Annotated in this window: 20 protein-coding genes; 15 read left to right on the top strand and 5 right to left on the bottom strand. The window is 59.1% G+C overall.

Annotated features, from left to right (window positions below; all coding sequences use genetic code 11):
- Positions 1-500 precede the first annotated feature (500 nt).
- Positions 501-1,568: a PQQ-dependent sugar dehydrogenase gene (locus phaeop14_RS07420; protein ID WP_416011332.1), complete on the top strand. Its 1,068-nt coding sequence runs from the start codon at positions 501-503 to the stop codon at positions 1,566-1,568.
- Between the two features lie 31 nt (positions 1,569-1,599).
- On the opposite strand, the gene phaeop14_RS07415 is transcribed toward phaeop14_RS07420, so the two are convergent.
- The gene (locus tag phaeop14_RS07415; protein ID WP_040178521.1) at positions 1,600-2,604 is read right to left on the bottom strand and encodes a GlxA family transcriptional regulator; all 1,005 of its coding nucleotides are present in this window, start codon (positions 2,602-2,604) and stop codon (positions 1,600-1,602) included.
- Positions 2,605-2,784: 180 nt separating this feature from the next.
- Between phaeop14_RS07415 and phaeop14_RS07410 the strand changes: the two genes are divergently transcribed.
- On the top strand, positions 2,785-4,155 hold the full coding sequence (locus phaeop14_RS07410; RefSeq protein ID WP_096789172.1) for a class II 3-deoxy-7-phosphoheptulonate synthase: 1,371 nt from the start codon (positions 2,785-2,787) through the stop codon (positions 4,153-4,155).
- Between the two features lie 277 nt (positions 4,156-4,432).
- Here the strand turns inward: phaeop14_RS07410 and phaeop14_RS07405 are convergent, their stop codons facing one another.
- The gene (locus tag phaeop14_RS07405; RefSeq protein ID WP_096789171.1) at positions 4,433-5,290 is read right to left on the bottom strand and encodes a PAS domain-containing protein; all 858 of its coding nucleotides are present in this window, start codon (positions 5,288-5,290) and stop codon (positions 4,433-4,435) included.
- A 245-nt stretch (positions 5,291-5,535) separates the two neighbouring features.
- On the opposite strand from phaeop14_RS07405, the gene phaeop14_RS07400 reads away from it, so the two are divergent.
- The 11 genes from phaeop14_RS07400 to phoB all read left to right on the top strand — a co-directional run bounded on the left by phaeop14_RS07400 (position 5,536) and on the right by phoB (position 16,413).
- Positions 5,536-6,432, top strand: coding sequence for a YicC/YloC family endoribonuclease (locus tag phaeop14_RS07400; protein ID WP_096789170.1), 897 nt, complete (start codon positions 5,536-5,538; stop codon positions 6,430-6,432).
- 41 nt (positions 6,433-6,473) lie between these two features.
- Positions 6,474-7,115, top strand: a complete 642-nt coding sequence (gene gmk / locus phaeop14_RS07395) for a guanylate kinase (protein ID WP_014880014.1) — start codon at positions 6,474-6,476, stop codon at positions 7,113-7,115.
- Complete coding sequence (locus tag phaeop14_RS07390) at positions 7,112-7,633, top strand: gamma carbonic anhydrase family protein (RefSeq protein ID WP_014874690.1); 522 nt, start codon at positions 7,112-7,114, stop codon at positions 7,631-7,633. The genes gmk and phaeop14_RS07390 overlap by 4 nt, the downstream gene beginning before the upstream one ends.
- A 27-nt stretch (positions 7,634-7,660) precedes the next feature.
- Complete coding sequence (locus tag phaeop14_RS07385; RefSeq protein ID WP_096789169.1) at positions 7,661-8,818, top strand: trans-sulfuration enzyme family protein; 1,158 nt, start codon at positions 7,661-7,663, stop codon at positions 8,816-8,818.
- Positions 8,819-8,867: 49 nt separating this feature from the next.
- Positions 8,868-9,908, top strand: coding sequence for a sensor histidine kinase (locus phaeop14_RS07380; protein ID WP_040169129.1), 1,041 nt, complete (start codon positions 8,868-8,870; stop codon positions 9,906-9,908).
- Positions 9,909-10,151: 243 nt separating this feature from the next.
- Complete coding sequence (locus phaeop14_RS07375; RefSeq protein ID WP_040169127.1) at positions 10,152-11,207, top strand: substrate-binding domain-containing protein; 1,056 nt, start codon at positions 10,152-10,154, stop codon at positions 11,205-11,207.
- A 144-nt stretch (positions 11,208-11,351) separates the two neighbouring features.
- Complete coding sequence (pstC, locus tag phaeop14_RS07370; RefSeq protein WP_040178514.1) at positions 11,352-12,830, top strand: phosphate ABC transporter permease subunit PstC; 1,479 nt, start codon at positions 11,352-11,354, stop codon at positions 12,828-12,830.
- Positions 12,830-14,185 carry a phosphate ABC transporter permease PstA gene (gene pstA, locus phaeop14_RS07365; RefSeq protein WP_096789168.1) on the top strand — a complete coding sequence of 452 codons (1,356 nt, stop codon included), beginning with the start codon at positions 12,830-12,832 and terminating at the stop codon, positions 14,183-14,185. Before pstC ends, pstA begins: the two co-directional genes overlap by 1 nt.
- A gap of 13 nt (positions 14,186-14,198) precedes the next feature.
- Positions 14,199-14,996: a phosphate ABC transporter ATP-binding protein PstB gene (pstB, locus tag phaeop14_RS07360; protein ID WP_096789167.1), complete on the top strand. Its 798-nt coding sequence runs from the start codon at positions 14,199-14,201 to the stop codon at positions 14,994-14,996.
- A gap of 14 nt (positions 14,997-15,010) precedes the next feature.
- Positions 15,011-15,721 (top strand): phosphate signaling complex protein PhoU, encoded by a 711-nt coding sequence (phoU, locus tag phaeop14_RS07355; RefSeq protein WP_096789166.1) that lies wholly within the window; start codon positions 15,011-15,013, stop codon positions 15,719-15,721.
- A 2-nt stretch (positions 15,722-15,723) separates the two neighbouring features.
- Entirely contained in the window at positions 15,724-16,413 is a 690-nt protein-coding gene (gene phoB / locus phaeop14_RS07350; RefSeq protein ID WP_040169121.1) for a phosphate regulon transcriptional regulator PhoB, read from the top strand.
- A gap of 63 nt (positions 16,414-16,476) precedes the next feature.
- Here the strand turns inward: phoB and phaeop14_RS07345 are convergent, their stop codons facing one another.
- Complete coding sequence (locus tag phaeop14_RS07345; protein WP_040178510.1) at positions 16,477-17,388, bottom strand: LysR family transcriptional regulator; 912 nt, start codon at positions 17,386-17,388, stop codon at positions 16,477-16,479.
- A 102-nt stretch (positions 17,389-17,490) separates the two neighbouring features.
- Between phaeop14_RS07345 and phaeop14_RS07340 the strand changes: the two genes are divergently transcribed.
- Together phaeop14_RS07340 and phaeop14_RS07335 are read left to right on the top strand one after the other, a co-directional pair.
- Complete coding sequence (locus phaeop14_RS07340) at positions 17,491-18,711, top strand: acyl-CoA dehydrogenase (RefSeq protein ID WP_040178508.1); 1,221 nt, start codon at positions 17,491-17,493, stop codon at positions 18,709-18,711.
- A 759-nt stretch (positions 18,712-19,470) separates the two neighbouring features.
- Positions 19,471-20,247: an SDR family NAD(P)-dependent oxidoreductase gene (locus phaeop14_RS07335; RefSeq protein WP_096789165.1), complete on the top strand. Its 777-nt coding sequence runs from the start codon at positions 19,471-19,473 to the stop codon at positions 20,245-20,247.
- Between the two features lie 36 nt (positions 20,248-20,283).
- Here phaeop14_RS07335 and phaeop14_RS07330 read toward each other — a convergent pair whose 3' ends face one another.
- On the bottom strand, positions 20,284-21,150 hold the full coding sequence (locus phaeop14_RS07330; RefSeq protein WP_096789164.1) for an acyl-CoA thioesterase: 867 nt from the start codon (positions 21,148-21,150) through the stop codon (positions 20,284-20,286).
- A gap of 81 nt (positions 21,151-21,231) precedes the next feature.
- Positions 21,232-22,443: a serine hydrolase domain-containing protein gene (locus phaeop14_RS07325; protein ID WP_096789163.1), complete on the bottom strand. Its 1,212-nt coding sequence runs from the start codon at positions 22,441-22,443 to the stop codon at positions 21,232-21,234.
- Between the last annotated feature and the right edge of the window lie 15 nt (positions 22,444-22,458).

The raw sequence follows: 22,458 nt of genomic DNA, 5'->3' as shown, positions 1-22,458 counted from the left end.
GTTGGAACTTATTTGTTCAAATCGGACCCTAGGCAAGCACGCGAAAAAAGGAAAGGCCTCTAGCGCCAACAATCAGCAGGTTTTTTGGTGGGTCCGCTGACAATAGAATGTTCACAGCCACATAGGCGGAACTGCGGCTGCGCAGCCCTGTCAGAGCAGCGATCAGCCCAGTTTCATTGACGTCGCAAGTGCCTGCGTCAGCGTCGTTTTCCACGCTCGGACCGCCTGAAATTGGGTCGAATGCAAAACCGTGCTAGTCTTTGATAAGGCGCACCTTGTCAGAGCAGCAAGGGCGCCCGCCGGGTGGTTTGAACGAGAGGCGACAGCAGATGAGAAGGCCCGCTATTCGAAGAATCCAAATCTGTCATTCACATATATATCCGGGTCGGTCTTCAGCGGCAGCGCTGGGGCGTCTCCGCATCCCGTTTTCTGGGCGCAGATCATCCAGCCGCAGGGGCGGCATCACATCGTGGCTTGTCAGGATCACGTCTGGCGCGGCCGTGCTGCTAGCGCTGGCGACTGGGGCATCAGCGGAGGCGCTTAGCAGCAGCCAAGGCGCGCTACGCATCGAGAAGATGGCGCAGGGGCTGGATATCCCCTGGGGCTTTGATTTTCTCCCCGACGGTTCGCTGCTGATCACAGAACGGGCCGGCAATCTCCGCCTCCTCAGCGACGGCCGCCTGACACAGATCAAGGGAACACCGAAGGTAGCCGATCAAGGGCAGGGTGGTTTGCTGGACGTGATGGTCCCGAAGACCTTCGCCCAAACCCGGCAGATCTACCTCACCTATGCAAAACGGGTTGGACGCGGTGCCGCCACTGCGGTGGCCACCGGCCAACTGGCCCGACGCAACACGCAATTGCAGGGGCTGCGGGATATCTTTGTCGCGGCGCCCGCCGTCAGCAGTGGTCGGCATTTTGGATCGCGACTGGCGGAGGGGCCTGATGGCCATATCTATGTCACGCTTGGGGATCGCGGTGACCGTCAATCGGCGCAGGTTTTGGCATCACATCAGGGCAGTATTCTGCGGCTGACACCCGAAGGCTCCGTGCCACGCAGCAATCCCCTGATCAAACGCCGGGGCGCTCAACCCGAGATCTGGTCCTATGGGCACCGCAATCCGCAGGGGCTGAGCTTTGCCGCCGATGGCAGCCTCTGGTCGGTCGAACATGGCGCCCGTGGCGGAGATGAGGTCAACCGTATCGAAAAGGGAGCCAACTACGGCTGGCCAATCATTTCGTACGGGCGCCATTATTCCGGGCTGAAAATCGGCGAAGGCACGGAGAAACCGGGTCTGAAACAGCCCGAGTATTACTGGGATCCGTCGATCGCGCCCTCCAATCTGCTGGTCTACTCCGGCAAGATGTGGCCGGAGTGGCGCGGCGATATCTTCGTTGGTTCGCTCAAATTCGACTACATCGCGCGCCTGTCAGGCGCCCCGCTGAAAGAGGTCGAGCAGATCAAAAGCAATCAGACCGGCCGCATCCGCGACCTGCGCGAGGCCCCGGACGGCAGTCTTTGGTTTGCCTCGGAAACCGATGGCGCGATCTACCGGCTGTCACGCTGATAGGCGGCGCCCCGCTAGACAGGTAGGATGATCACATTGCAGGCGGTGCCGACTTGCTGCCGCGCTCACGGTATGGCGTGGTATCATAGTGGGCACGATAGCATTTTGAGAAATGCGACGGTGAGGCAAATCCGCAGGCAAGTGCCACATTGATCACACTCATATCGGTCTGCATCAGCAGGTTGCGTGCCTTTTGCAACCGCAGCTCCATGTAATAGCGCTTCGGTGAACGGTTCAGATAGCGGCGGAACAGCCGTTCAAGCTGACGGGTCGACATGCCCACATTCTGCGCCAGGATTGATGGGCTGATCGGCTCCTCGATGTTGGCCTCCATCATCTGGATCACCATGGAGAGTTTCGGATGCCGCACACCGATCCGCGTGGGAATCGACAGGCGCTGGGTGTCCTGATCGGTGCGAATCGAGGAATAGATCAGCTGGTCAGCAACGGAATTGGCGATATCCTCCCCATGATCGCTGGCAATCAGCTTCAGCATCAGATCGATGGAGGAGGTCCCGCCTGCCGTGGACATCCGGTTGCCATCAATGACAAACACCGACTTTGTGAGCTCAACCTCGTCGAATTCCTCATTGAAACTATCGGCATTTTCCCAGTGAATCGTCGCTCGCTTGCCATCCAGCAATCCCGCGCGCGCCAGAGAATAAGAAGCGGTACACAGCCCCCCGATCTTCAGTCCCTTGCGGGCTTCGCGGCGCAGCCAGGACAGCAGCTTTTTCGTGGTGGCCTCCTGCACCGAAATGCCGGAACACAACAGAATTGTGTCATCGCGCTGCAATTCCACCAGATCGTCATCAACCTGGAAGGATGTTCCTGCCGAACAACTCACCGTGCGACCGCCCTCAGCCAACAGGGTCCAGGTGTAGACCTCACGCCCCATCATCCGGTTCGCGATCCGCAGGCATTCCAGCGCGGAGGCAAACGACAGCATGGAAAAACTATCCAGCAAAACAAAGGCATAGCGCCGGGTTTGAGGGCCTGTGGCCGGGCTTATTGTGGGCTTGCTTTGCGTCCGCATGGCCAGCGTCCTTATTCAAAATCTCTGTTTTTCGCAAAGCCGGATTTTGCGAAATTCGGGCACCGTGTTCACAGCTTCGCGGTGTCGTCAAGACTTTGCAAATCTAAACTGGTCAGCGCGGGTGCGATTTCGTATAGATGTCCTTCGTTAACCTAAGACCTCTTATGCGGAGACACAGCTATGAGTGAGTGGCAAAAATCGACCTGGCGCCAAAAACCGCGGGTGCAAATGCCAGATTATACCAACGCCGACGCGCTGTCGGCTGTTGAGGCTCAGCTGTCCAAGTATCCGCCCTTGGTATTTGCGGGTGAGGCACGCCGCCTGAAACAGCACCTTGGCGCTGCGGGCCGGGGTGAGGCGTTCCTGCTGCAAGGCGGCGATTGCGCCGAAAGCTTCGATCAGTTCAGCGCCGACGCGATCCGCGATACCTTCAAGGTGATGCTGCAGATGGCGATGGTGCTGACCTATGGCGCCAAGGTGCCGGTGATCAAAGTGGGCCGCATGGCGGGCCAGTTCGCCAAGCCGCGCAGCGCCCCCACGGAAACCGTGAACGGTGTGGAACTGCCCAGCTACCGCGGGGATATCATCAACGATCTGGCCTTCACCGAAACATCGCGTGTGCCCGATCCCCAGCGCATGTTGCAGGCCTATACCCAGGCTGCGGCAACCGTGAACCTGATCCGGGCGTTTTCGACCGGCGGCTATGCCGATGTGAATCAGGTCCATGCCTGGACCCTGGGTTTCACCGAGGGCGAGAAGGCCGAAAGCTACCGTGAAATGGCGAATCGGATCACCGATACGCTCGACTTCATGAAGGCCGCAGGCATCAACAACGACACCGCCCACACCTTGCAGTCGGTGGAATTCTACACCAGCCACGAAGGTCTGCTGCTGGAGTATGAAGAGGCGCTGACCCGTCTGGATTCCACATCTGGCAAATGGCTGGCCGGTTCCGGCCACATGCTGTGGATTGGCGACCGCACCCGTCAGCCTGACGGCGCCCATGTTGAATTCTGCAGCGGCGTCCAGAACCCGATTGGCCTGAAATGTGGCCCGACCACCACCGCCGAAGATCTGAAGGTGCTGATGGCCAAGCTGAACCCCGAAAACGAAGAGGGGCGTCTGACCCTGATCGCGCGGTTCGGTGCAGGCAAGGCCGGTGAACATCTGCCGCGCTTGATCAAGGCGGTTCAGGAGGAGGGCGCCAAGGTAACTTGGGTCTGCGACCCGATGCATGGCAACACCATCAAATCCTCCTCTGGCTACAAGACCCGCCCGTTTGAAAGCGTGCTGCGTGAGGTCCGTGACTTCTTTGCGATCCACACCGCAGAGGGCACGATCCCGGGCGGTGTGCATTTTGAGATGACCGGTCAGGATGTCACCGAATGCACCGGCGGCGTGCGTGCCGTGACCGATGAGGATCTGAGCGATCGCTACCATACTGCCTGCGATCCACGCCTGAACGCCAGCCAGTCCCTAGAACTGGCCTTCTTGGTGGCTGAAGAAGTGTCGCAGCTGCGTGCCCGTACCTCTGAGCGTCAGGCTGGCTGATCTTGTTTCTGGTGATACCCGACAACGGGGATCACCGATATGAAACGACAAGCCCTCACCCCAGGCCGGGGTGAGGGCTTTTATTTTCAAAAACTTATCCTGCACTCTTCATGTTATGGTGCGGTGTTATTTGCAGGCAGAGAAGGCGCAGCAGGATCATTATTTCGTCTACAAAACGGGAAACGCCCCGGACCTTCTGTCGCGGGGCGATCGCTTTCTAGCTATGTCCAGTAGCGCGAAAGGAATTCGGAATATACGGGGGTGGTGAGGCCGGACTTTAGTCCTTGCTGACAACCAGACGCAGGTGGCCGCCACGTTTCTTGGTCTTATTCCCGGCCTGCTCTGCCGCAGGCGCTGCCGGTGTCTCAGTCGACATCTGGCGGCTGCGCTCAATCAGGGCACGCGCCTCGGTCATGACGGTGGGCTCGCGTTCAAACCGCGCCTGAGTTTCGGCAAAACCGGGGTTTGGTGCATTGACGTCCTTCGCTGCGGGTGCTGGTGTCGCGGGCTTCGCCGGTGCGGCCGGATCTGCGGCGCGCGGCTTTGCCTTGAAGGGCGCATCACCGGTCGGGCTGACCTGGCGGATCTGCGTTTCGGTCACCGAGAACCGCTGCGAGGTTCCGGTTGGGTTGCCTTCGGAGATGAAAACCCCCAGCGCCCGGCTGACATCGCCCAAATCACTGCGCAGCGGCAGCAGCAGCATGCGCGCCTCGCGGGCGCCGCGCAGGCGGTTGTTCTCGGTCTGTAGGGTCAGCTCGATAATGGCAGGCGTGTCGAACATCGTCTCCAACGCTGCGCTGACCTGTTTACGGGCTGCCGGGGTGAAGAAAGCGGTGATGGGCATGCCGCGCACTTCCATTCCAGCCATTTCGTTCACCCGCTGACCAGCAAGACGAAAACGGGCGATGCCGGGGGCGATCCGCTCCAGAATGAAGGTCTGAGGCAGGATATTTTCCAACCCGCGCGGATCGATCTGCGACCGGCTGGGAATATCGTCGCCACGGCGCAGAGCGGTCCAATAGGCCTCTGCCTGTCGCATGGGCGACAGCGATCCCGCTGCGCGGAAGCGATCCATTGCCACAACCTTGGTTTGACCTTCGGTCTGATTGTCGTCTTTGCGGCCGCCAAAAAACATCGCTGTCATCCTCGCTGGATCCGGCTGGGTCATGCGCCAAGCTAAAGTTGGTTGCCTAACGATTAATGCCGGATTGGTTATCCTGAAGTTAACATGCCACAATCTTATTCAATTTTGGACTATTTCTTTAATCAATGGTTAACACTTTAGGATAGGTCTCCGCGCTTATGGACTTGTCCGCTGGCCGTTTGTAAACCTGTGGCGAGGCGAAACAGCGCCTCGTGCACCCGGGGAGGCCGCAGATAATGACCATCCATTCAATGACGGGCTTTGCCGCAGGGCAGGGTAGCACCGGGGCGCATAGCTGGTCGTGCGAATTGCGCTCGGTGAATGCCAAAGGGCTGGACCTTCGCTTGCGCATCCCCGACTGGCTGGACGGGCTTGAAGCCAACCTGCGCGGGCAATTGAGCAAGGCGCTGTCGCGCGGCAATGTCTCTATGACACTGCGGATCAACCGCAGCAAGGAGGCTGCCGTCGCCCTTCAGATCAACCAAGCGGCCCTGGCAACGCTGCTGACAGCGGTTGGTGAGGTGGAGCGGCAGGCTGCTGCTGCGGGGATCACATTGGCGCAGACCTCTGCCACGGATCTTCTGACGCAACGAGGCGTGCTGGAGCAGGCCAGCGGCAGCGACGAGCCCGCGCCCATCGTGGCGGCGCTCAGCACCGATTTTGCCGCAATCCTGTCCGACTTCGTTAACATGCGCGCCACTGAGGGCGCCGCGCTGAAAGCTGTCCTGATGGACCAACTAGATCAGATTGCCACCCTGCGCGAAGAGGCCGCACGCCGCGCTGACGCCCGCAAAGCCGAGGTTGCGTCAACTCTGCGCAGCAATCTGGCGCGGGTGCTGGAGAACAGTGACGGCGTCGACGAAACCCGGCTGGCACAAGAGTTGGCCCTGCTGGCGGTCAAAACGGATGTCACCGAGGAGCTGGACCGGCTGACGGCCCATGTGGCGGCTGCGCGGGAACTGCTGGCCAAAGGCGGCGCCGTCGGGCGCAAGCTGGATTTCCTGATGCAGGAATTCAACCGAGAGGCAAATACGCTCTGCGCGAAGGCGCAAAACAGCGACCTGACAGCGGTCGGGCTTGAGCTAAAAGCGGTGATCGACCAGATGCGCGAGCAGGTTCAGAACATCGAATAGAAACCAGAAGAACAACAAATATAATATAAGGAGAGCATGCCATGGCAGATCGGCGCGGCCTGTTGATTATCCTTTCTTCGCCCTCTGGGGCCGGGAAATCCACATTGGCGAAACGGTTGCGGTCCTGGGATCCCAGCATCGAATTTTCCGTCTCTGCCACCACGCGCAACCCGCGCCCCGGCGAAACGGATGGGCAGGATTACCATTTCATCACCACCGACGCCTTCAAGACCGCCGTGAGCGAAGGCAATATGCTGGAGCACGCCCATGTCTTCGGCAATTTCTATGGCTCCCCCAAAGGGCCGGTGAAGGCGGCGATTGATGGCGGGCGTGATGTGCTGTTTGATATCGACTGGCAAGGCGCGCAGCAGATCCGCAACTCAGACCTGGGCCAGCACACGCTGTCAATTTTCCTGCTGCCACCTTCGATCGGAGAGTTGCGCCGCCGGCTAGAGAGCCGCGCCCAGGATGATGCCGCGACAATCACCCGTCGGATGGAGAAAAGCTGGGACGAAATCAGCCACTGGGGCAGCTATGATCACGTGCTGATCAATGATGATCTGGATGCCACCGAACTGCAGCTGAAGACCATTATCACCGCGACCCGTCTGCGCCGCATCCAGCAGCCGCATTTGGTGGATCACGTGCGCGGCCTGCAAAGCGAATTTGAGGATCTGTCATGACGATTTATGCTCTGGGAGACAAAACCCCCGAACTCCACGCCGACACATGGGTTGCGCCGGATGCCAATCTGATCGGCCTTGTGGTGCTGGAGGAGGGGGCCTCGGTCTGGTTCGGCAGCACCATCCGCGCCGATCACGAGGAAATCCGCATCGGACGTGGTTCAAACGTGCAGGAAAACTGCGTCATGCATATTGATGCAGGCTATCCGCTGACCATTGGCGAGAATTGCACCATCGGCCACAAGGTCATGCTGCATGGCTGCACCATCGGCGACAACTCCCTGATCGGGATGGGGGCCACGGTGCTGAACGGGGCCAAGATCGGTAAGAATTGCCTGATCGGTGCGGGCGCCCTGATTACAGAGAATAAGGAAATCCCTGATAATTCTCTGGTTATGGGCGCACCCGGAAAAATCGTCCGTGATGTGGATGAGGCGCTGGTTCAATCCCTGCGCCAAAGCGCCGAGCACTACCAAGAAAACATGCGTCGTTTCCGCGACGAACTGACAGAGGTCTGACACGTGAAAAATTCCAAAGGGTCGCTTATGCGGCCAGATCCCTTGCCCTTCAGCGCGAGCCATCCGGTGGTGACCCCGCTTAGTCCGTCCGTGGTCTATGCCAGCGACACGCCAGATGCGCTGGATGATCAATATGAGGGGCGGGTGCACGGCTATACCTATTCACGTGAGGGGCATCCAAACGCCGATGTGGTCGCCAAACGGCTCGATGCGATGGAAGGCATGCCCGGCGGGGTTGTGACCGGTTCCGGTATGGCGGCGGTTTCGGCTGTGCTGCTGGGCCTGCTGAAAACCGGCGATCACGTGATTGGCGGCAATCAGCTTTATGGGCGCTCCATGCGCCTCATGGCGGAGGATCTGCCGCGTCTGGGCATTGCAACAACGCTGGCCGATCCCGGCGATGTGGCCGCGGTTGTGGCTGCGATCCGCCCCGAAACCAAAATGATCCTGGTTGAGGCCGTCTCAAACCCGACGCTGGCCGTGGCTGATATCGACGGGCTGGCACAGCTCTGCAAGGATCGCGATATCCTTTTGGTGGTCGACAACACCTTCACCACCCCACGGGGCTTTCGTCCCTTTGATCATGGCGCGGATATCGTAATCCATTCCATTACCAAGCTCTTGGCCGGGCATTCCGATGTGATGCTGGGCTATGTCGTGGCCAAGGATCCTGAGATCAACACCCGTCTCAGCGTCTATGTGGTCACCACCGGCATGACGCCCAGCCCGTTTGACTGCTGGCTTGCAGAACGCGGCATGCTGTCGTTTGAACTGCGGTTTGAGCGCGCACAGGCCACCGCGGTGACGCTGGCGGATCATCTGGCCGGGCTACCGGGGGTGAAGCGGGTGATATACCCGACCCGCAAGGACCATCCCGACCACGAGCGCGCAATGGCGCTGCTGGATGGGAAGGGATGCAATATGGTCAGCTTTGAGCTGGAAGGCGGACGCGCTGCGGCCAATGCCTTTACCCGTGGGGCAGATGGGCTCAACTTTGCCCCGACGCTGGGGGACGTGGGCACCACGCTGTCGCATCCCGCCTCCTCCTCGCACCGCGCCCTCAGCGCAGAAGATCGTGCCAAACTGGGGCTGAGTGAAGGATTCTTCCGCGTTTCGGTCGGGCTTGAGGATCCGGACACACTCTGCGCTGTCTTCAGCGAAGCGGTCGCGGCTGCCACGTCATAGTTACAATCGGTTTGTAACACGGCCGGCACAGCAACAAGGCGAGGGGCAAATGACGCAGGATCTGATTGACGGTTTCATGGAGGCCATCCCCTTGCCAGCGGTGCTGGTCGATCAAAGCGAAAGGTTCATCGCCGCAAACGCGGCGGCGACCACCCTGCTGGGCAACAATCTGGTCGGGCGTCATTTCGCCACCATCCTGCGCCAGCCCAATGTGGCGACTGCGATTGAGCGCTGTCTTTATGAACGCAGCGCCAAAACCGCGCGCCACCTGTCCAACGACGGCGCGCAGGACACCACATTTGAGGTCGCCTTGCGCTATATTCCCGGCATCGGCGCGGTCAATGGTGGGGCGGCGCTGATCAGCCTCACGGATATCACAGACCGCGAGCAGGCCAGCCAGATGCGGCGCGATTTTGTCGCCAATGTCAGCCATGAGCTGCGCACGCCGCTGACAGCCCTCATGGGGTTCATCGAAACGCTGCGCGGCCCTGCGCGCGATGATGGCGCGGCGCGCGACAGGTTTCTGCAGATCATGCAGGATGAAGCCAACCGCATGAACCGCCTGGTCGGCGATCTCTTGTCGCTGAACCGGGTCGAGAGCGAAGAGCGTGTGCGCCCGCGCGCGCAGCTCGATCTGGGCGCACATCTGGCCTCAACGCTGAAGTCGCTGGAACCGGTGGCGGAGGCTGCGGATGTCCATCTCACGCTGGAAATCCCTGAGGAGCCGACGCTGGTTACCGGCGATCCGGATCAGCTGCAGCAGGTCTTCACCAATCTTGTCGAGAACGCCATCAAATATGGTGGCGATCAGGTCACCTTACGGCTCAAAACCCGCGACCGCGACCCCGCCGTGCGCGCCGCCGCCGTCCGGGTTGAGGTGATCGACAATGGCGCCGGGATCGACCCGGTCCATCTGCCCCGGCTTACGGAACGGTTCTACCGCGTCGATACGCACAGATCGCGTGAGCAGGGCGGCACCGGGCTGGGGCTGGCGATCGTCAAACATATCATCAACCGCCATCGTGGCCGGATGCGGGTGGAAAGCTCAGCTGCGACGGGCACGGTGTTCACCGTGATCCTGCCGCGCTGACACGCCGGTGAGGCTTTGGCGCGCTCTATGTGACAACAACCTAAGCGTCCGCCGCGAAGGTCGGCGCGAAAAGTTAAGAAAATCCACCGTTGCTAGGCCAGTTTGTCACAAAAAACGGGGCAACAACCGGGTTTGTCATACAGCTGTTACATAGCCGTCACAAAAGGCACATGCGCCGCCCTTAGGTGAGGGCGCAAGATCATCACGGGATGATCCTGAAAATTGACACCCAAGGAGACACAGATGTCCTTTGTGAAACTCACCGCTTCCGCCCTGGCCATTTCGGCTGTTTCTGCCACTGCTGCGGCAGCGCGCGATCAGGTTCAGGTGGCCGGTTCTTCGACCGTTCTGCCCTATGCCTCCATCGTGGCCGAAGCCTTTGGCGAGAACTTCGACTTCCCGACACCGGTCGTTGAATCCGGTGGGTCCTCTGCCGGTCTGAAGCGGTTCTGCGAAGGTGTGGGTGAAAACACCATCGACGTTGCCAACGCCTCGCGCCGTATCAAGGAAAAAGAAATCAAGGCCTGCGCCGAAAACGGCGTGACTGACATCATCGAAGTCCAGATCGGCTATGATGGCATCGTGTTTGCCAATGACATCAAGGGCAACGCCTTTGAATACACGCCCACCGACTGGTTCCTGGCCCTGTCCGACGAAATCCTGGTTGATGGCAAAATGGTTGCCAACCCCAACAAGACCTGGGCCGATGTGAACAGCGCTTTCCCGGCGCAGGACATTCAGGCCTTCATTCCCGGCACCAAGCACGGCACCCGCGAAGTGTTCGAAGACAAGGTGATCCTGGCAGGCTGCGAAGCCACCGGCGCATTTGAGCACCTGCTGGAACACGCGGAAGGCGACAGCGACAAAGCCAAGAAGAAAGCTGCAGAGAAAGCCTGTATTTCCCTGCGCACTGACGGCAAATCGGTCGATATCGACGGCGATTATACCGAAACTCTCGCCCGCATCGAGAGCAACAAGGACGGCATCGGCGTCTTTGGTCTGGCGTTCTATGAGAACAACACCGATAAGCTGCAGGTTGCCACCATGTCCGGCGTTGTGCCCACCACCGAAAGCATCGCCGAAGGTGAATACCCGGTATCGCGCCCGCTGTTCTTCTACGTGAAGAAAGCCCACATCGGCGTGATCCCTGGCCTCAAAGAATATGCTGAATTCTTCGTCGCAGACGAAGTGGCCGGCCCCGATGGCCCGCTGGCAGAATACGGTCTGGTTGCCGATCCCGAATTGTCCAAGACCCAGGCTGTGGTCTCCGAAGAAGAGGTCATCGGCGGCAATTCCTGATCGCCCGGCTTAAGTGACACTGCGGGCCGGGGCATCTGACATTGCCCCGGCCCAATCTCTGACCACCATAAGACACCCCTTTGCAATCCGCGTGGTCGGCTCTTGCAGAACCGGATTTTCCGTCTCACTCAAACGGAGTAGCTGATGCCGACAGTTTGGCTCGTGATTGCCCTTCTTGCCCTTTCCGGGCTGGGCTTTGTGCTGGGGCGCAACCGCGCGCTTGCCTCGGCAGGAGGGAACGCAAAGGCGTTGCACTCGCTGCCCGCTTACTACGGTCATAACGTGGCCTTCAGTGCGTTGGTGCCGGCATTGGCGGTGCTCGCCATCTGGTCGCTGGCCCAGCCAATGGTCATTGAAAACCGGGTCTCCGCTATGATCCCGGCAGAGCTGGTGCCGGAGAACTCCACGCTTGGCCTTGTGATGAGCGACGTGCGCCGTCTCGCCGAGGGGCTGGATCTGGCGGTAGAGCAGGGGGTTCTATCCCCAACCGACGCCCGCAACCTCGACAGTGGTGAGACCGATATCCGTGCCCGTCTGGGCGAGATTGGCGTTGCGCTTGGCTCCGATGTGCGCCCGGAGGTGCTGACTGCGGCGCAGAGTTACCGCAGCCTTGCCAACAAGGGCCAGATCATCATGTCGGTGATCGTCGGCCTCTTGGCGATGGTTGGCTTTGCCTGGGCCTATGGGCGCACGCATAAGGATTTTCGCGCCCGCAATGTGGTGGAACAGGGGATCATGGCGCTGCTCATTCTTGCAGCCAGCCTTGCCATTCTGACCACCGTTGGCATCGTGTTCTCAATGCTGTTTGAAAGCATCAACTTCTTTGGGCTGCATGCCTGGAGCGATTTCTTCTTTGGCACCACATGGGCGCCGAACTTCCGCGGGGACAGTGACCTGTCGATCCTGCCGCTGCTGTGGGGAACGCTATATATCTCGGCGATTGCGCTGCTGGTCGCGGTGCCTGTCGGGCTTTTTGCCGCGATCTATCTCTCTGAATACGCCAGCGGCACAACCCGCGCCTTTGCCAAACCGCTGCTGGAGATCCTCGCCGGCATTCCGACCATCGTCTACGGCCTCTTTGCGCTGCTGACGGTTGGTCCGCTGCTGGTGAAATTCTTCGGTCAGGGTGAAGACGGCATTCTGGGGGTCGAATGGATGAGCGGGGCCACCTCGGTTCTGACCGCTGGTCTGGTGATGGGCATTATGCTGATCCCCTTTGTGTCGTCGCTGTCCGATGACATCATCAACGCCGTACCGCAGGCCATGCGCGATGGCTCGCTTGGGCTGGGGGCGACCAAATCCGAAACCATCCGTCAGGTGGTGATGCCCGCAGCGCTTCCCGGCATCGTGGGCGCTGTGCTGCTGGCGGCGTCACGCGCCATTGGTGAGACGATGATTGTTGTTATGGGCGCCGGGGCGATTGCCAAATTCTCACTCAACCCGCTGGAATCGATGACCACAATCACCACACGGATCGTCAGCCAGCTGACGGGCGACACCGACTTTGCCAGCCCCGAGACGCTGGTCGCCTTTGCCCTTGGTCTGACGCTGTTTGTCCTGACCCTCGGGCTTAATGTTCTGGCGCTTTATATCGTGCGCAAATACCGGGAGCAGTACGACTAATGACCGATATCAGCCAAAACACCCCGGGACCCGAAGGCAGCCACGCAGGCTCGCTGCTGCAGCAATCGGACCGCACCCGCAAGCGCAACGCCGCCGAGCGCCGGTTTCGTGGTTACGGTATTGCCGCCATCACGGTTGGCCTGCTGATGCTTGCGGTGCTGGTCTTCACCATTGTGAGCCGGGGCACAGGTGCGTTTCAGCAGACCTTCATCACGCTGGACGTGGAACTGCTGGAAAGCAAACTGGACAAATCCGGTGCCCGCGATCTGGATGCGATCAAGAAGGTAACCACCTTCGGCTATGCGCCGCTGATCAAAAATGCGGTGCAGGCGAAGGTTGCGGAGCTGGGGATTGAGACGGACCTGAAGGCCAAGGCGATGGCGGGCATCCTGTCAAAAAACGCCGCCGCGCAGCTGCGGGCCTATGTGCTGGAAAACCCCGATCAGATTGGGGAGACGGTCACCTTCCGCTTCCTCGCCTCCAGCCGGGTGGACGGCTACCTGAAAGGCCGCGTCAGTCGCGACAGCATTGTCAACGACAAGAGCATCTCGCCCGCACAACTCGATCTGGTGGATGCACTGGTGACGGCAGGCGTCGCGGCCAAAACCTTCAATCTTGACTTCATCACCGGCGCCGACGCTTCTGATGCGCGTCCAGAAGCTGCCGGTATGGGCGTCTCCATGATGGGGTCGCTCTTCATGATGCTGGTCGTGCTGGCGCTGGCGCTGCCCATCGGTGTTGCCGCCTCTATCTATCTTGAAGAATTTGCTCCGAAAAACTGGCTCACTGATGTGATCGAAGTGAATATCTCCAACCTCGCTGCCGTGCCGTCGATTGTGTTTGGTATCCTAGGCCTTGCGGTGTTCATCAACTACATGCACCTGCCGATGTCGGCGCCGCTGGTGGGTGGTCTGGTGCTGACGCTGATGACCCTGCCGACAGTGATCATCTCCACCCGCGCCTCGCTCAAATCCGTGCCGCCGTCGATCCGGGATGCGGCGCTTGGGGTCGGAGCCTCGCGGATGCAGGCGGTGTTTCACCATGTGCTGCCGCTGGCCGCACCCGGCATCCTCACCGGCACCATTATCGGTCTGGCGCAGGCCCTGGGGGAGACTGCGCCGCTGTTGCTGATCGGCATGGTTGGCTTCATCGCCTCCAATGCGCCGGAAACCCTCGCTGATGGCCTGTTGGCCCCGAACTCAGCCATGCCCGCGCAGATCTACGAATGGGCGAAACGTGCTGATCCGGCATTTTACGAACGCGCCTGGGGCGGTATCATCATCCTGTTGATCTTCCTCGTCACCATGAACACAGTGGCCGTGATCCTGCGCCGCCGCTTTGAACGCCGCTGGTAAGGGGGCTGCCGATATGAACCTGATGACTGCATTGGACAAAGACGTGCAAACACAGAAAACCAAAATTGCCGCTAAGAACGTGAATGTCTACTACGGCGAGTCCCACGCGATTAAAGACGTCAACGTCGAGATCGAGGACAACACCGTCACCGCCTTCATCGGCCCCTCGGGCTGCGGGAAATCAACCTTCCTGCGTTGTCTCAACCGGATGAATGACACCATTGATATCTGCCGGGTGACCGGGGATATTTCTATCGACGGTGAAGACATCTATGATAGCCGTGTCGATCCTGTGCAGCTGCGCGCAAAAGTGGGCATGGTGTTTCAGAAACCGAACCCGTTCCCCAAGTCGATCTATGACAATGTCGCCTATGGCCCGCGCATTCACGGACTGGCCGCCAATAAGGCGGAGCTGGATGAGATCGTCGAGAAATCCCTGCGCCGTGGCGCCATCTGGGATGAGGTGAAGGATCGGCTGGATGCACCCGGCACAGGCCTTTCCGGTGGCCAGCAACAGCGCCTGTGCATCGCCCGCGCCGTTGCGACCGAACCAGAAGTGCTGTTGATGGATGAGCCCTGTTCCGCACTTGACCCGATCGCGACGGCCCAGATCGAAGAACTGATCGACGAACTGCGCAGCAGCTATTCCGTGGTGATCGTCACCCACTCAATGCAGCAGGCCGCACGGGTGAGCCAGAAAACCGCCTTCTTCCACCTTGGCAATCTGGTTGAATTTGGTGCGACCGGCCAGATCTTCACCAACCCTGAGGATCCGCGCACCGAGAGCTACATCACCGGCCGTATCGGCTGATCGAGGACAGACCCATGGTAGAACAACATATTGCATCCGCATTTGACCGCGACCTCGAAGCCATTCAGGCGCAGATTATGAAAATGGGCGGCCTCGTCGAGGCTGCCATCATGGACGCCGCCCGCGCGCTGGAAACCCGCGATGAGGAACTGGCCCAGCAGGTGCGTCAGGGCGACAAGGCCATCGACGGTCTGGAAGAGCTGATCAACGAAGAGGCCGCCCGCGTCATCGCCATCCGTGCGCCCGCCGCTGTTGACCTGCGGCTGGTTCTGTCGGTGATGAAAATCTCCGGCAATCTGGAACGCATCGGCGACTATGCCAAGAACATCGCCAAACGGACGGCTGTTCTGGCGCAGGGGCCGAATGTCTCCGAAAGTGCTGCCGCCATGCGCCGGATGGCGCGCGAGGTCGAACTGATGCTGAAGGACGCGCTGGATTCCTACATCCAGCGCGATGTGGAACTGGCGCAGGATGTGATCGCCCGCGACTGTGATGTCGATCAGATGTACAATGCGCTGTTTCGCGAATTCCTCACCTTCATGATGGAAGATCCGCGCAATATCACCCCCTGCATGCACCTGCATTTCATCGCCAAGAACGTCGAACGCATGGGCGATCATGTCACCTCCATCGCGGAGCAGGTGGTCTATCTGGTGACTGGCGACAAACCGGAAGATGACCGGCAGAAGGCCGACACCACATCGTCCGTGCCGCAGGAGGTCTGAGCATGGCTGCCGACCAACCCACCGTTCTGGTGGTCGAGGACGAATTGGCCCAACGCGAGGTGCTGTCCTATAATCTGGAGGCAGACGGCTTTCGCGTCCTGCGCGCCGAACACGGCGAAGAGGCACTGCTGATCGTCGAAGAGGACATGCCGGATATCATCGTGCTGGACTGGATGATGCCCAATCTGAGCGGGATTGAGGTTTGCCGCCGCCTGAAGACGCGCACCGAAACCCGCAATATCCCGATCATCATGCTCTCGGCCCGCTCCGAGGAAGTGGACAAGGTGCGCGGACTGGAAACCGGGGCGGATGACTATGTGGTCAAACCCTATTCCGTGATTGAGCTGATGGCCCGTGTGCGGACCCAGCTGCGCCGCGTGCGTCCCTCAACCGTTGGGGTGCGGCTGGAATTTGACGATATCGTGCTGGATGCCGAAACCCATAAGGTGAGCCGGGGCGAGGCGCCGTTGAAACTGGGGCCAACCGAATTTCGCCTGCTGTCGACCTTTATGGAGAAACCCGGCCGGGTCTGGAGCCGGGAGCAGCTGCTGGACCGCGTCTGGGGGCGGGACATCTATGTCGACACCCGAACCGTGGACGTCCACATCGGCCGTCTGCGCAAGGCGCTGACCCAACACGGCGGATCGGACCCTGTCCGGACAGTCCGCGGCGCAGGATACGCCTTAGGATAGACCGACATCACATTGATAAAATTATGAAACCTTGTCATCAGATGGGTTTTCACCACCCGAAAACTACCTTGGCAGCGGATCTTCGGGCTGCGCCTGACCCGCCAGCCAGCTGCGGAACTTGATCAGGGCAGGGTCCTTGGACCGGGCCTCGGGCCAGACCAGGTAATAAGCGCCCGGGCTTTCGGTAGCGGTGGCGTGAAGCGCCACAAGCCGCCCTGTCGCAAGATCCTGCTCCACCAGATAATCCGGCATCAAGGCCACGCCAAGCCCATGCAGCGCAGCCTGTGTAATGGTTGCGAATTGGTCATACATGGTGCCGGACAAACCGTCCTGCAACGCGATATCATGGCTCTCGAACCAGTGTTGCCAGGCCTGAGGGCGAGTCTGGATATGCAACAGGGGCAGGGCGGCGATATCACTCGGGGTACGGACCTCCCCCCCGGCCAGCAGGTCGGGCGCACAGACTGGCAGCATCTGTTCATGTTTCAGCAGCAGCGCCTGGGTTCCGGGCCAGTCCGCAGTCCCAAAATGTATCGCAGCATCAAAGCCTTCGCTGACGAAGTTGAACGGTTCCAGCCGCGTGGACATATTGATCGTCACATCCGGATGCCGCCGTGCAAATTCCGGTAGCCGCGGCATCAACCAGCGCATCCCAAAAGCGGGCAGAATCGCCAGATTAAGACTGCCAGCCAAGGGCGCTGCCTGTACGCGCAGCGTCGACTGGGCGATCTGGTTCAGCGCCTGACGAATATCAGCAGCGTAGGTCTGCGCCTCCGGTGACAGCGTCAGCCGCTTCTGGTCTCGGCGCACCAGATCCACGCCCAATTGACGCTCCAGCGCCTGCAACTGACGGCTCACTGCACCCTGCGTCAGCGCCAACTCATCCGCCGCGGCCGAGGCGCTGCCCAAACGGTCCAGCGCTTCCAGCGCGCGCAGCGCCGCAATTGAAGGGAGGAAGCGTCTCGGGGTGGCCATGTATGAGCTTTTGTAATGTTTGCTTGTGGTTCTCTCGCTGTCCTTTGTCTTACCGCAAGGTTAAGGTCGGCGGCAAGTTGAGGATCAAAAAGGTGACGAAAAATGACCGATAAACCTGCCTTGCGCGCCAAAGATGCCCCGGATCTGGGTCAGTTCAACTGGGATGATCCTCTGCGGCTGGACGACCAGTTGACTGAGGACGAGCGGATGATAGCGGCATCGGCGCGGTCCTATGCCCAGGAAAAACTTCAACCGCGCGTTCTAAACGCTTACGAAAACGAAGAAACTGATCCTGAGATCTTTCGCGAAATGGGCGAGATGGGCCTCCTTGGAACGACCATCCCGGAACAATACGGCGGCCTCGGCGCAGGCTATGTCTCCTATGGGCTGGTTGCACGGGAAGTCGAGCGCGTCGACAGCGGCTACCGCTCAATGATGTCGGTGCAAAGCTCGCTTGTGATGTATCCCATTTACGCATATGGCAGCGAGGAGCAGCGCCAAAAATACCTGCCGAAACTCTCCTCTGGCGAATGGATCGGCTGTTTTGGCCTGACCGAACCCGATGCGGGATCCGACCCGGCCGGCATGAAAACCCGCGCGGAAAAGACCGAAGGCGGCTACCGGTTGACTGGCTCCAAAATGTGGATCTCCAACGCGCCAATCGCAGATGTGTTTGTCGTCTGGGCCAAATCCGAAGCCCATGGCGGCAAGATCCGCGGCTTTGTTTTGGAAAAAGGGATGAAGGGCCTGTCCGCACCAAAAATCGCCAATAAGGCGTCGCTACGTGCCTCCATCACCGGTGAAATCGTCATGGATGGCGTCGAGGTTGGCGACGACGCGCTGCTGCCCCATGTGGAAGGTTTGAAAGGCCCGTTCGGCTGCCTGAACCGCGCGCGCTATGGCATCAGCTGGGGCGCGATGGGCGCCGCAGAGGCTTGCTGGCACGCCGCCCGTCAATATGGGTTGGATCGCAAACAGTTCGGTCGCCCCTTGGCCAACACCCAGTTGTTCCAGCTGAAACTGGCCAATATGCAGACCGAAATCACGCTTGGCCTGCAGGCCTCCTTGCGCGTGGGGCGTCTGATGGATGACGCCAACGCCGCGCCGGAAATGATTTCCATCGTCAAGCGCAACAACTGCGGCAAGGCGCTGGAGATCGCACGGAATGCCCGCGACATGCACGGCGGAAATGGCATCAGCCTGGAGTTCGGCGTCATCCGGCACATGGTCAACCTGGAAACTGTGAACACTTATGAGGGGACTCATGATGTTCACGCGCTGATCCTCGGGCGCGCACAGACAGGTCTGCAGGCCTTTTTCTAAGCGCAACCGACAGCTACAACTGATCAATAAAACCATTAAAAATCGCACCGTTGCCAGACAAGGGTGCGATTTTTTGTTAAGATCGTAACCGAGGTGTAAACCGATGTAGGGTTAACACTCCTGACACGCCCCGCATTTGTGCAAATCTGAATTGCAATTTTGCAAAACGTGGCCGTACCCACAGCGACGCAAGGAGAGGCAGGTGGATCAGACGAGATTTTCTGCTCCCTTTGGCGGAAAGTAGTTAAGGGGATAAATCTGAATCTTCGTGTATTCATTGGCGCGCAGAAGGCAAACGAAGCGGCAGGGTTAATGCCCTCATGATCTGACGCAACACCGGTCGTGGAATGACCGTTCCGTACAGAGAGTTCCGCAAAAGGCGCAAGATCACCACTGAACCGCCGCCGAACTGCGATATTGCAAAAGAGCGCGAGCCATGTCCGATCAAATGGCCAGAATGACAGGTTAATCCTGCTGCACAGATGCACGCTGCGGCAGCTAAAGCCAGCCAAGCCATGCGAATGCCCCAAAGCGCAGGTGAAATCCCGCAGGATCGCCGAGGTGTTTTTGCCAGACGCATCAACCTCAATAAATGAAAGGTAAATGCGCAAAAGAGCGTATTTCGTTTGGCCGATCTAAACTACGCAAATTAACCTGTAATCAGTATTATGTGTAATTTATATGATGTAGCGTCACTGTTGCAGGTCTGGCTTGTACACGAGACAGTATCACAGAACGATTTCATCAGTTGAGGCCAACATGGATCTGCACGGCAAAACAATTGTCATCACCGGTGCCGCGACAGGTATCGGGCGTGCGTTGGCGATCGCAATGACTGGGTGTAATCCCAAGCATATCATCTGCGCGGATTTGGACAGACTGGGTGCGCAGCGCACTGCGGATGAAATCGGTGGTCGTGCCTATACCCTGGACGTAGGATCGGACCACGCCATCGCTGCGATGATTGATGTGATCGAGCATGAAATCGCGCCGATTGATGTGTTCTGTTCCAATGCCGGGATCCTTCGGATCGGTGGACTTGAGACCTCGCTCACTGACTGGCAGCAAAGCTGGGATATCAACGTGATGGCCCATGTGTCAGCCGCGCGGCATCTGGTGCCGCGGATGATCAAGCGCGGTGGCGGGCATTTTCTCAATATTGCCTCAGCGGCAGGATTGTTGAACCAGATTGGCGCTGTGAGCTATGGGGTGAGCAAACACGCCGCCGTCGGTTTTTCTGAGTGGCTTGCGATCACCCATGGCGATCAAGGGATCGGCGTCTCCGTGGCCTGTCCGCAAGCGGTGAAAACCGCCATGACCAAGGGTATGGAGCACAGCGCCGCGGCGGTGGACGGGATGATCTCAGCCGAGGATGTTGCGAGAAGTTGCATCGAGGCTATTGAAAAAAATCGATTTCTTGTCCTGCCCCATGCGAAGGTCGAAGGGTATATTCAGGCCAAGGCCGCAGACTATGACCGCTGGATCACTGGCATGCAGAGGCTGCGCGACAAATTCGACCCTCCAACAGCTGACTGAATGATTCCAGGGCTTTCGGCCCAACTACACAGTGGTTCAGGACTTGGCGATCGGGCGCATCAGCCCTTCCTGTGCAACACTGGCAACCAGTTGGCCGTCCTGTGTGAAGATTGAGCCACGGTTGAATCCGCGACCGCCACCGGCAAATGGTGAGTCCATCGTGTAAAGATGCCAGTTGTCAAATTGCACCGGGGCGTGGAACCACATCGCATGATCAAGGCTAGCCGTCATGGCCTGACCTTTCACAAAACTCAGACCGTGCGGTCGCAGCGCTGACCCCAATAACCCGTAGTCGGAGACATAGGCCATCAGCACATGCTGCAGCTGTGGCGTGGCGCCCTTTGCCGCCTTCATTCTAATCCACATATGATTGATATCGCTACATTTATCCGGGTTTATCGGATCGCGTGGCTCAACATCTCGAATCTCAAACGGACGCTCTCGTGTGAATTCGACGCGTAAACGGCTGTCCAGTTTCGGGGCAAGCTGACGCAGGAGAACATCGCGGGACACCAATGCGTCTGGCGTCTTCACCTCGGGGATCTCATGTTGATGCTGCCACCCCGGTTCCTCAATGTGGAAGGACGCCGCCAAATTGAGGATTTGTTTGCCGTTTTGCAAAGCTGTCACACGTCGGGTTGTGAAGCTACCACCATCGCGCGCAGGATCAACCGCGTATATCACTGGTTTTGACGGATCACCGGGGCGGATGAAATAGGCATGCAGCGAATGGCACAGCCTGTCCTCAACAGTGGAATAAGCCGCCATCAAAGCCTGCGCGATCACTTGGCCGCCGTAGATCCGCGTCGGTGTTTCGCCGCCGGACCCAATACCGCGATAGAGATTGCGATCAAGCTCTTCCAAATCAAGTAAATTGAGCAAAATCTCAGCTGCATCAGGCATCTATCTGTTCCTGTTAATGTGACATCAGGCGGGCCGCTGCGGTCAACCGCCCTGCCCTGATCGTCTGGCTGGACAGCAGCCTTAACGCGTTACGGCGCCATGGACCAGCGCCTTCAGCTCCGCCCGCGACGAATAAGAACTAGACGGTGCGAGCTGCGTAAAAAAGACAACACTCAAGTCTAGGATCGGATCAACCCAGAAGAAGGTCGAGGCCATACCCCCCCAGCTGAAATCCCCAACGGATCCGGGACATCTCGCTCTGGCCGGATCCAGCACAACCGCACCGCCAAGGCCAAACCCCATCCCGTCCATCGGTTGCTCCGCAAAACTTTGCGGTCCCATGGATGCGATGTCACCGGGCAGATGGTTTTGACACATGAAATCAACGATCTGCGGGCTGATCAGATGATCCTTACCCAATGACCCCCGCAGCCGGATCAGCTCGGCAAAGCGCATATAATCGTCGATCGTACTCAGAAGACCGCCGCCGCCCGAGTGCATCTCGGCGGTGTCGAAGGGGGTGTCGTCGTATGAATCAATCAGACGCAGGCTGTCAGCCCCCTGTCGCGCGTCATTCAGCGCCATCGCGTCGCCGCTCAGCGGAGAATAGAGCGATGCCAAGAGGTTACCGGTTATCTCCAAGCTGCGAAAACCTGTTCGGTCCATGCCCAGTGGGTCAAAGATTTCCCGCTTCAGCATGGCGCCGAGGCTCTCTCCAGTCACGACCTCAATCACCCGGCCGATCACGTCGATACCAACGGAGTATTCCCACCGCTGGCCGGGTTCAAAGGCCAACGGCAGTGCCGCCAACTCCTCCACCCGCGCCGCAAGGGCACCCTGGCTGGGTTTGAACATCAAATCGGTTTTCGACATTTCTTCAGGCAGGATGCCGGGATTGAACGGGTAGCTCAGCCCACTGGTATGAGTTAGCAGCTCATGCAGGGTTGGCGACCGACAGGGTTTGGTCCGCGCAATCTCGGTCGCACCATCAACAAGACAGCGCATATCTTTGAATTCGGGAAGAAATTCAGAAACAGGCATATCCAGATGGACCAGGCCGCGTTCCAACAGCAGCATCAGCGCGAGCGAGGTCACCGGCTTGGTCATTGAGTAGATGCGCGTCACGGTATCACGGGTGAACGGCAGTTCCTCCGCGATATTTCGCTGGCCCGCAGCGTGGAAATAGTGCTCTTCACCATTGCGATTGATCAGCAGCGAACTGCCGGCATATTTGCGTTGATCCACATAGCGGTGTTGCCATGTCCTGATGTGCTCAAGGCGCGCAGCGTCCATGGGGGCTCCTGTTGT

Origin of the sequence: Phaeobacter piscinae (assembly GCF_002407245.1) — a bacterium.
In the GTDB taxonomy this organism is placed as follows: Bacteria; Pseudomonadota; Alphaproteobacteria; order Rhodobacterales; family Rhodobacteraceae; genus Phaeobacter; species Phaeobacter piscinae.
The sequence above is the reverse complement of the archived record's forward strand: the minus strand, read 5'-3'. Positions and strand labels throughout refer to the sequence as shown.

What these genes read in the sequence shown, in the direction of transcription:
- phaeop14_RS07330 (WP_096789164.1), bottom strand. Translation starts at nt 21,150, where the DNA reads ATGCCTGATGCAGCTGAGATTTTGCTCAATTTACTTGATTTGGAAGAG.
- phaeop14_RS07410 (WP_096789172.1), top strand. Translation starts at nt 2,785, where the DNA reads ATGAGTGAGTGGCAAAAATCGACCTGGCGCCAAAAACCGCGGGTGCAA.
- phaeop14_RS07385 (WP_096789169.1), top strand. Translation starts at nt 7,661, where the DNA reads ATGCGGCCAGATCCCTTGCCCTTCAGCGCGAGCCATCCGGTGGTGACC.
- phaeop14_RS07335 (WP_096789165.1), top strand. Translation starts at nt 19,471, where the DNA reads ATGGATCTGCACGGCAAAACAATTGTCATCACCGGTGCCGCGACAGGT.
- pstA (WP_096789168.1), top strand. Translation starts at nt 12,830, where the DNA reads ATGACCGATATCAGCCAAAACACCCCGGGACCCGAAGGCAGCCACGCA.
- phaeop14_RS07405 (WP_096789171.1), bottom strand. Translation starts at nt 5,290, where the DNA reads ATGTTTTTTGGCGGCCGCAAAGACGACAATCAGACCGAAGGTCAAACC.
- gmk (WP_014880014.1), top strand. Translation starts at nt 6,474, where the DNA reads ATGGCAGATCGGCGCGGCCTGTTGATTATCCTTTCTTCGCCCTCTGGG.
- phaeop14_RS07345 (WP_040178510.1), bottom strand. Translation starts at nt 17,388, where the DNA reads ATGGCCACCCCGAGACGCTTCCTCCCTTCAATTGCGGCGCTGCGCGCG.
- phaeop14_RS07390 (WP_014874690.1), top strand. Translation starts at nt 7,112, where the DNA reads ATGACGATTTATGCTCTGGGAGACAAAACCCCCGAACTCCACGCCGAC.
- pstC (WP_040178514.1), top strand. Translation starts at nt 11,352, where the DNA reads ATGCCGACAGTTTGGCTCGTGATTGCCCTTCTTGCCCTTTCCGGGCTG.
- phaeop14_RS07380 (WP_040169129.1), top strand. Translation starts at nt 8,868, where the DNA reads ATGACGCAGGATCTGATTGACGGTTTCATGGAGGCCATCCCCTTGCCA.
- phaeop14_RS07325 (WP_096789163.1), bottom strand. Translation starts at nt 22,443, where the DNA reads ATGGACGCTGCGCGCCTTGAGCACATCAGGACATGGCAACACCGCTAT.
- phoU (WP_096789166.1), top strand. Translation starts at nt 15,011, where the DNA reads ATGGTAGAACAACATATTGCATCCGCATTTGACCGCGACCTCGAAGCC.
- phaeop14_RS07340 (WP_040178508.1), top strand. Translation starts at nt 17,491, where the DNA reads ATGACCGATAAACCTGCCTTGCGCGCCAAAGATGCCCCGGATCTGGGT.
- pstB (WP_096789167.1), top strand. Translation starts at nt 14,199, where the DNA reads ATGAACCTGATGACTGCATTGGACAAAGACGTGCAAACACAGAAAACC.
- phoB (WP_040169121.1), top strand. Translation starts at nt 15,724, where the DNA reads ATGGCTGCCGACCAACCCACCGTTCTGGTGGTCGAGGACGAATTGGCC.
- phaeop14_RS07375 (WP_040169127.1), top strand. Translation starts at nt 10,152, where the DNA reads ATGTCCTTTGTGAAACTCACCGCTTCCGCCCTGGCCATTTCGGCTGTT.
- phaeop14_RS07415 (WP_040178521.1), bottom strand. Translation starts at nt 2,604, where the DNA reads ATGCGGACGCAAAGCAAGCCCACAATAAGCCCGGCCACAGGCCCTCAA.
- phaeop14_RS07400 (WP_096789170.1), top strand. Translation starts at nt 5,536, where the DNA reads ATGACCATCCATTCAATGACGGGCTTTGCCGCAGGGCAGGGTAGCACC.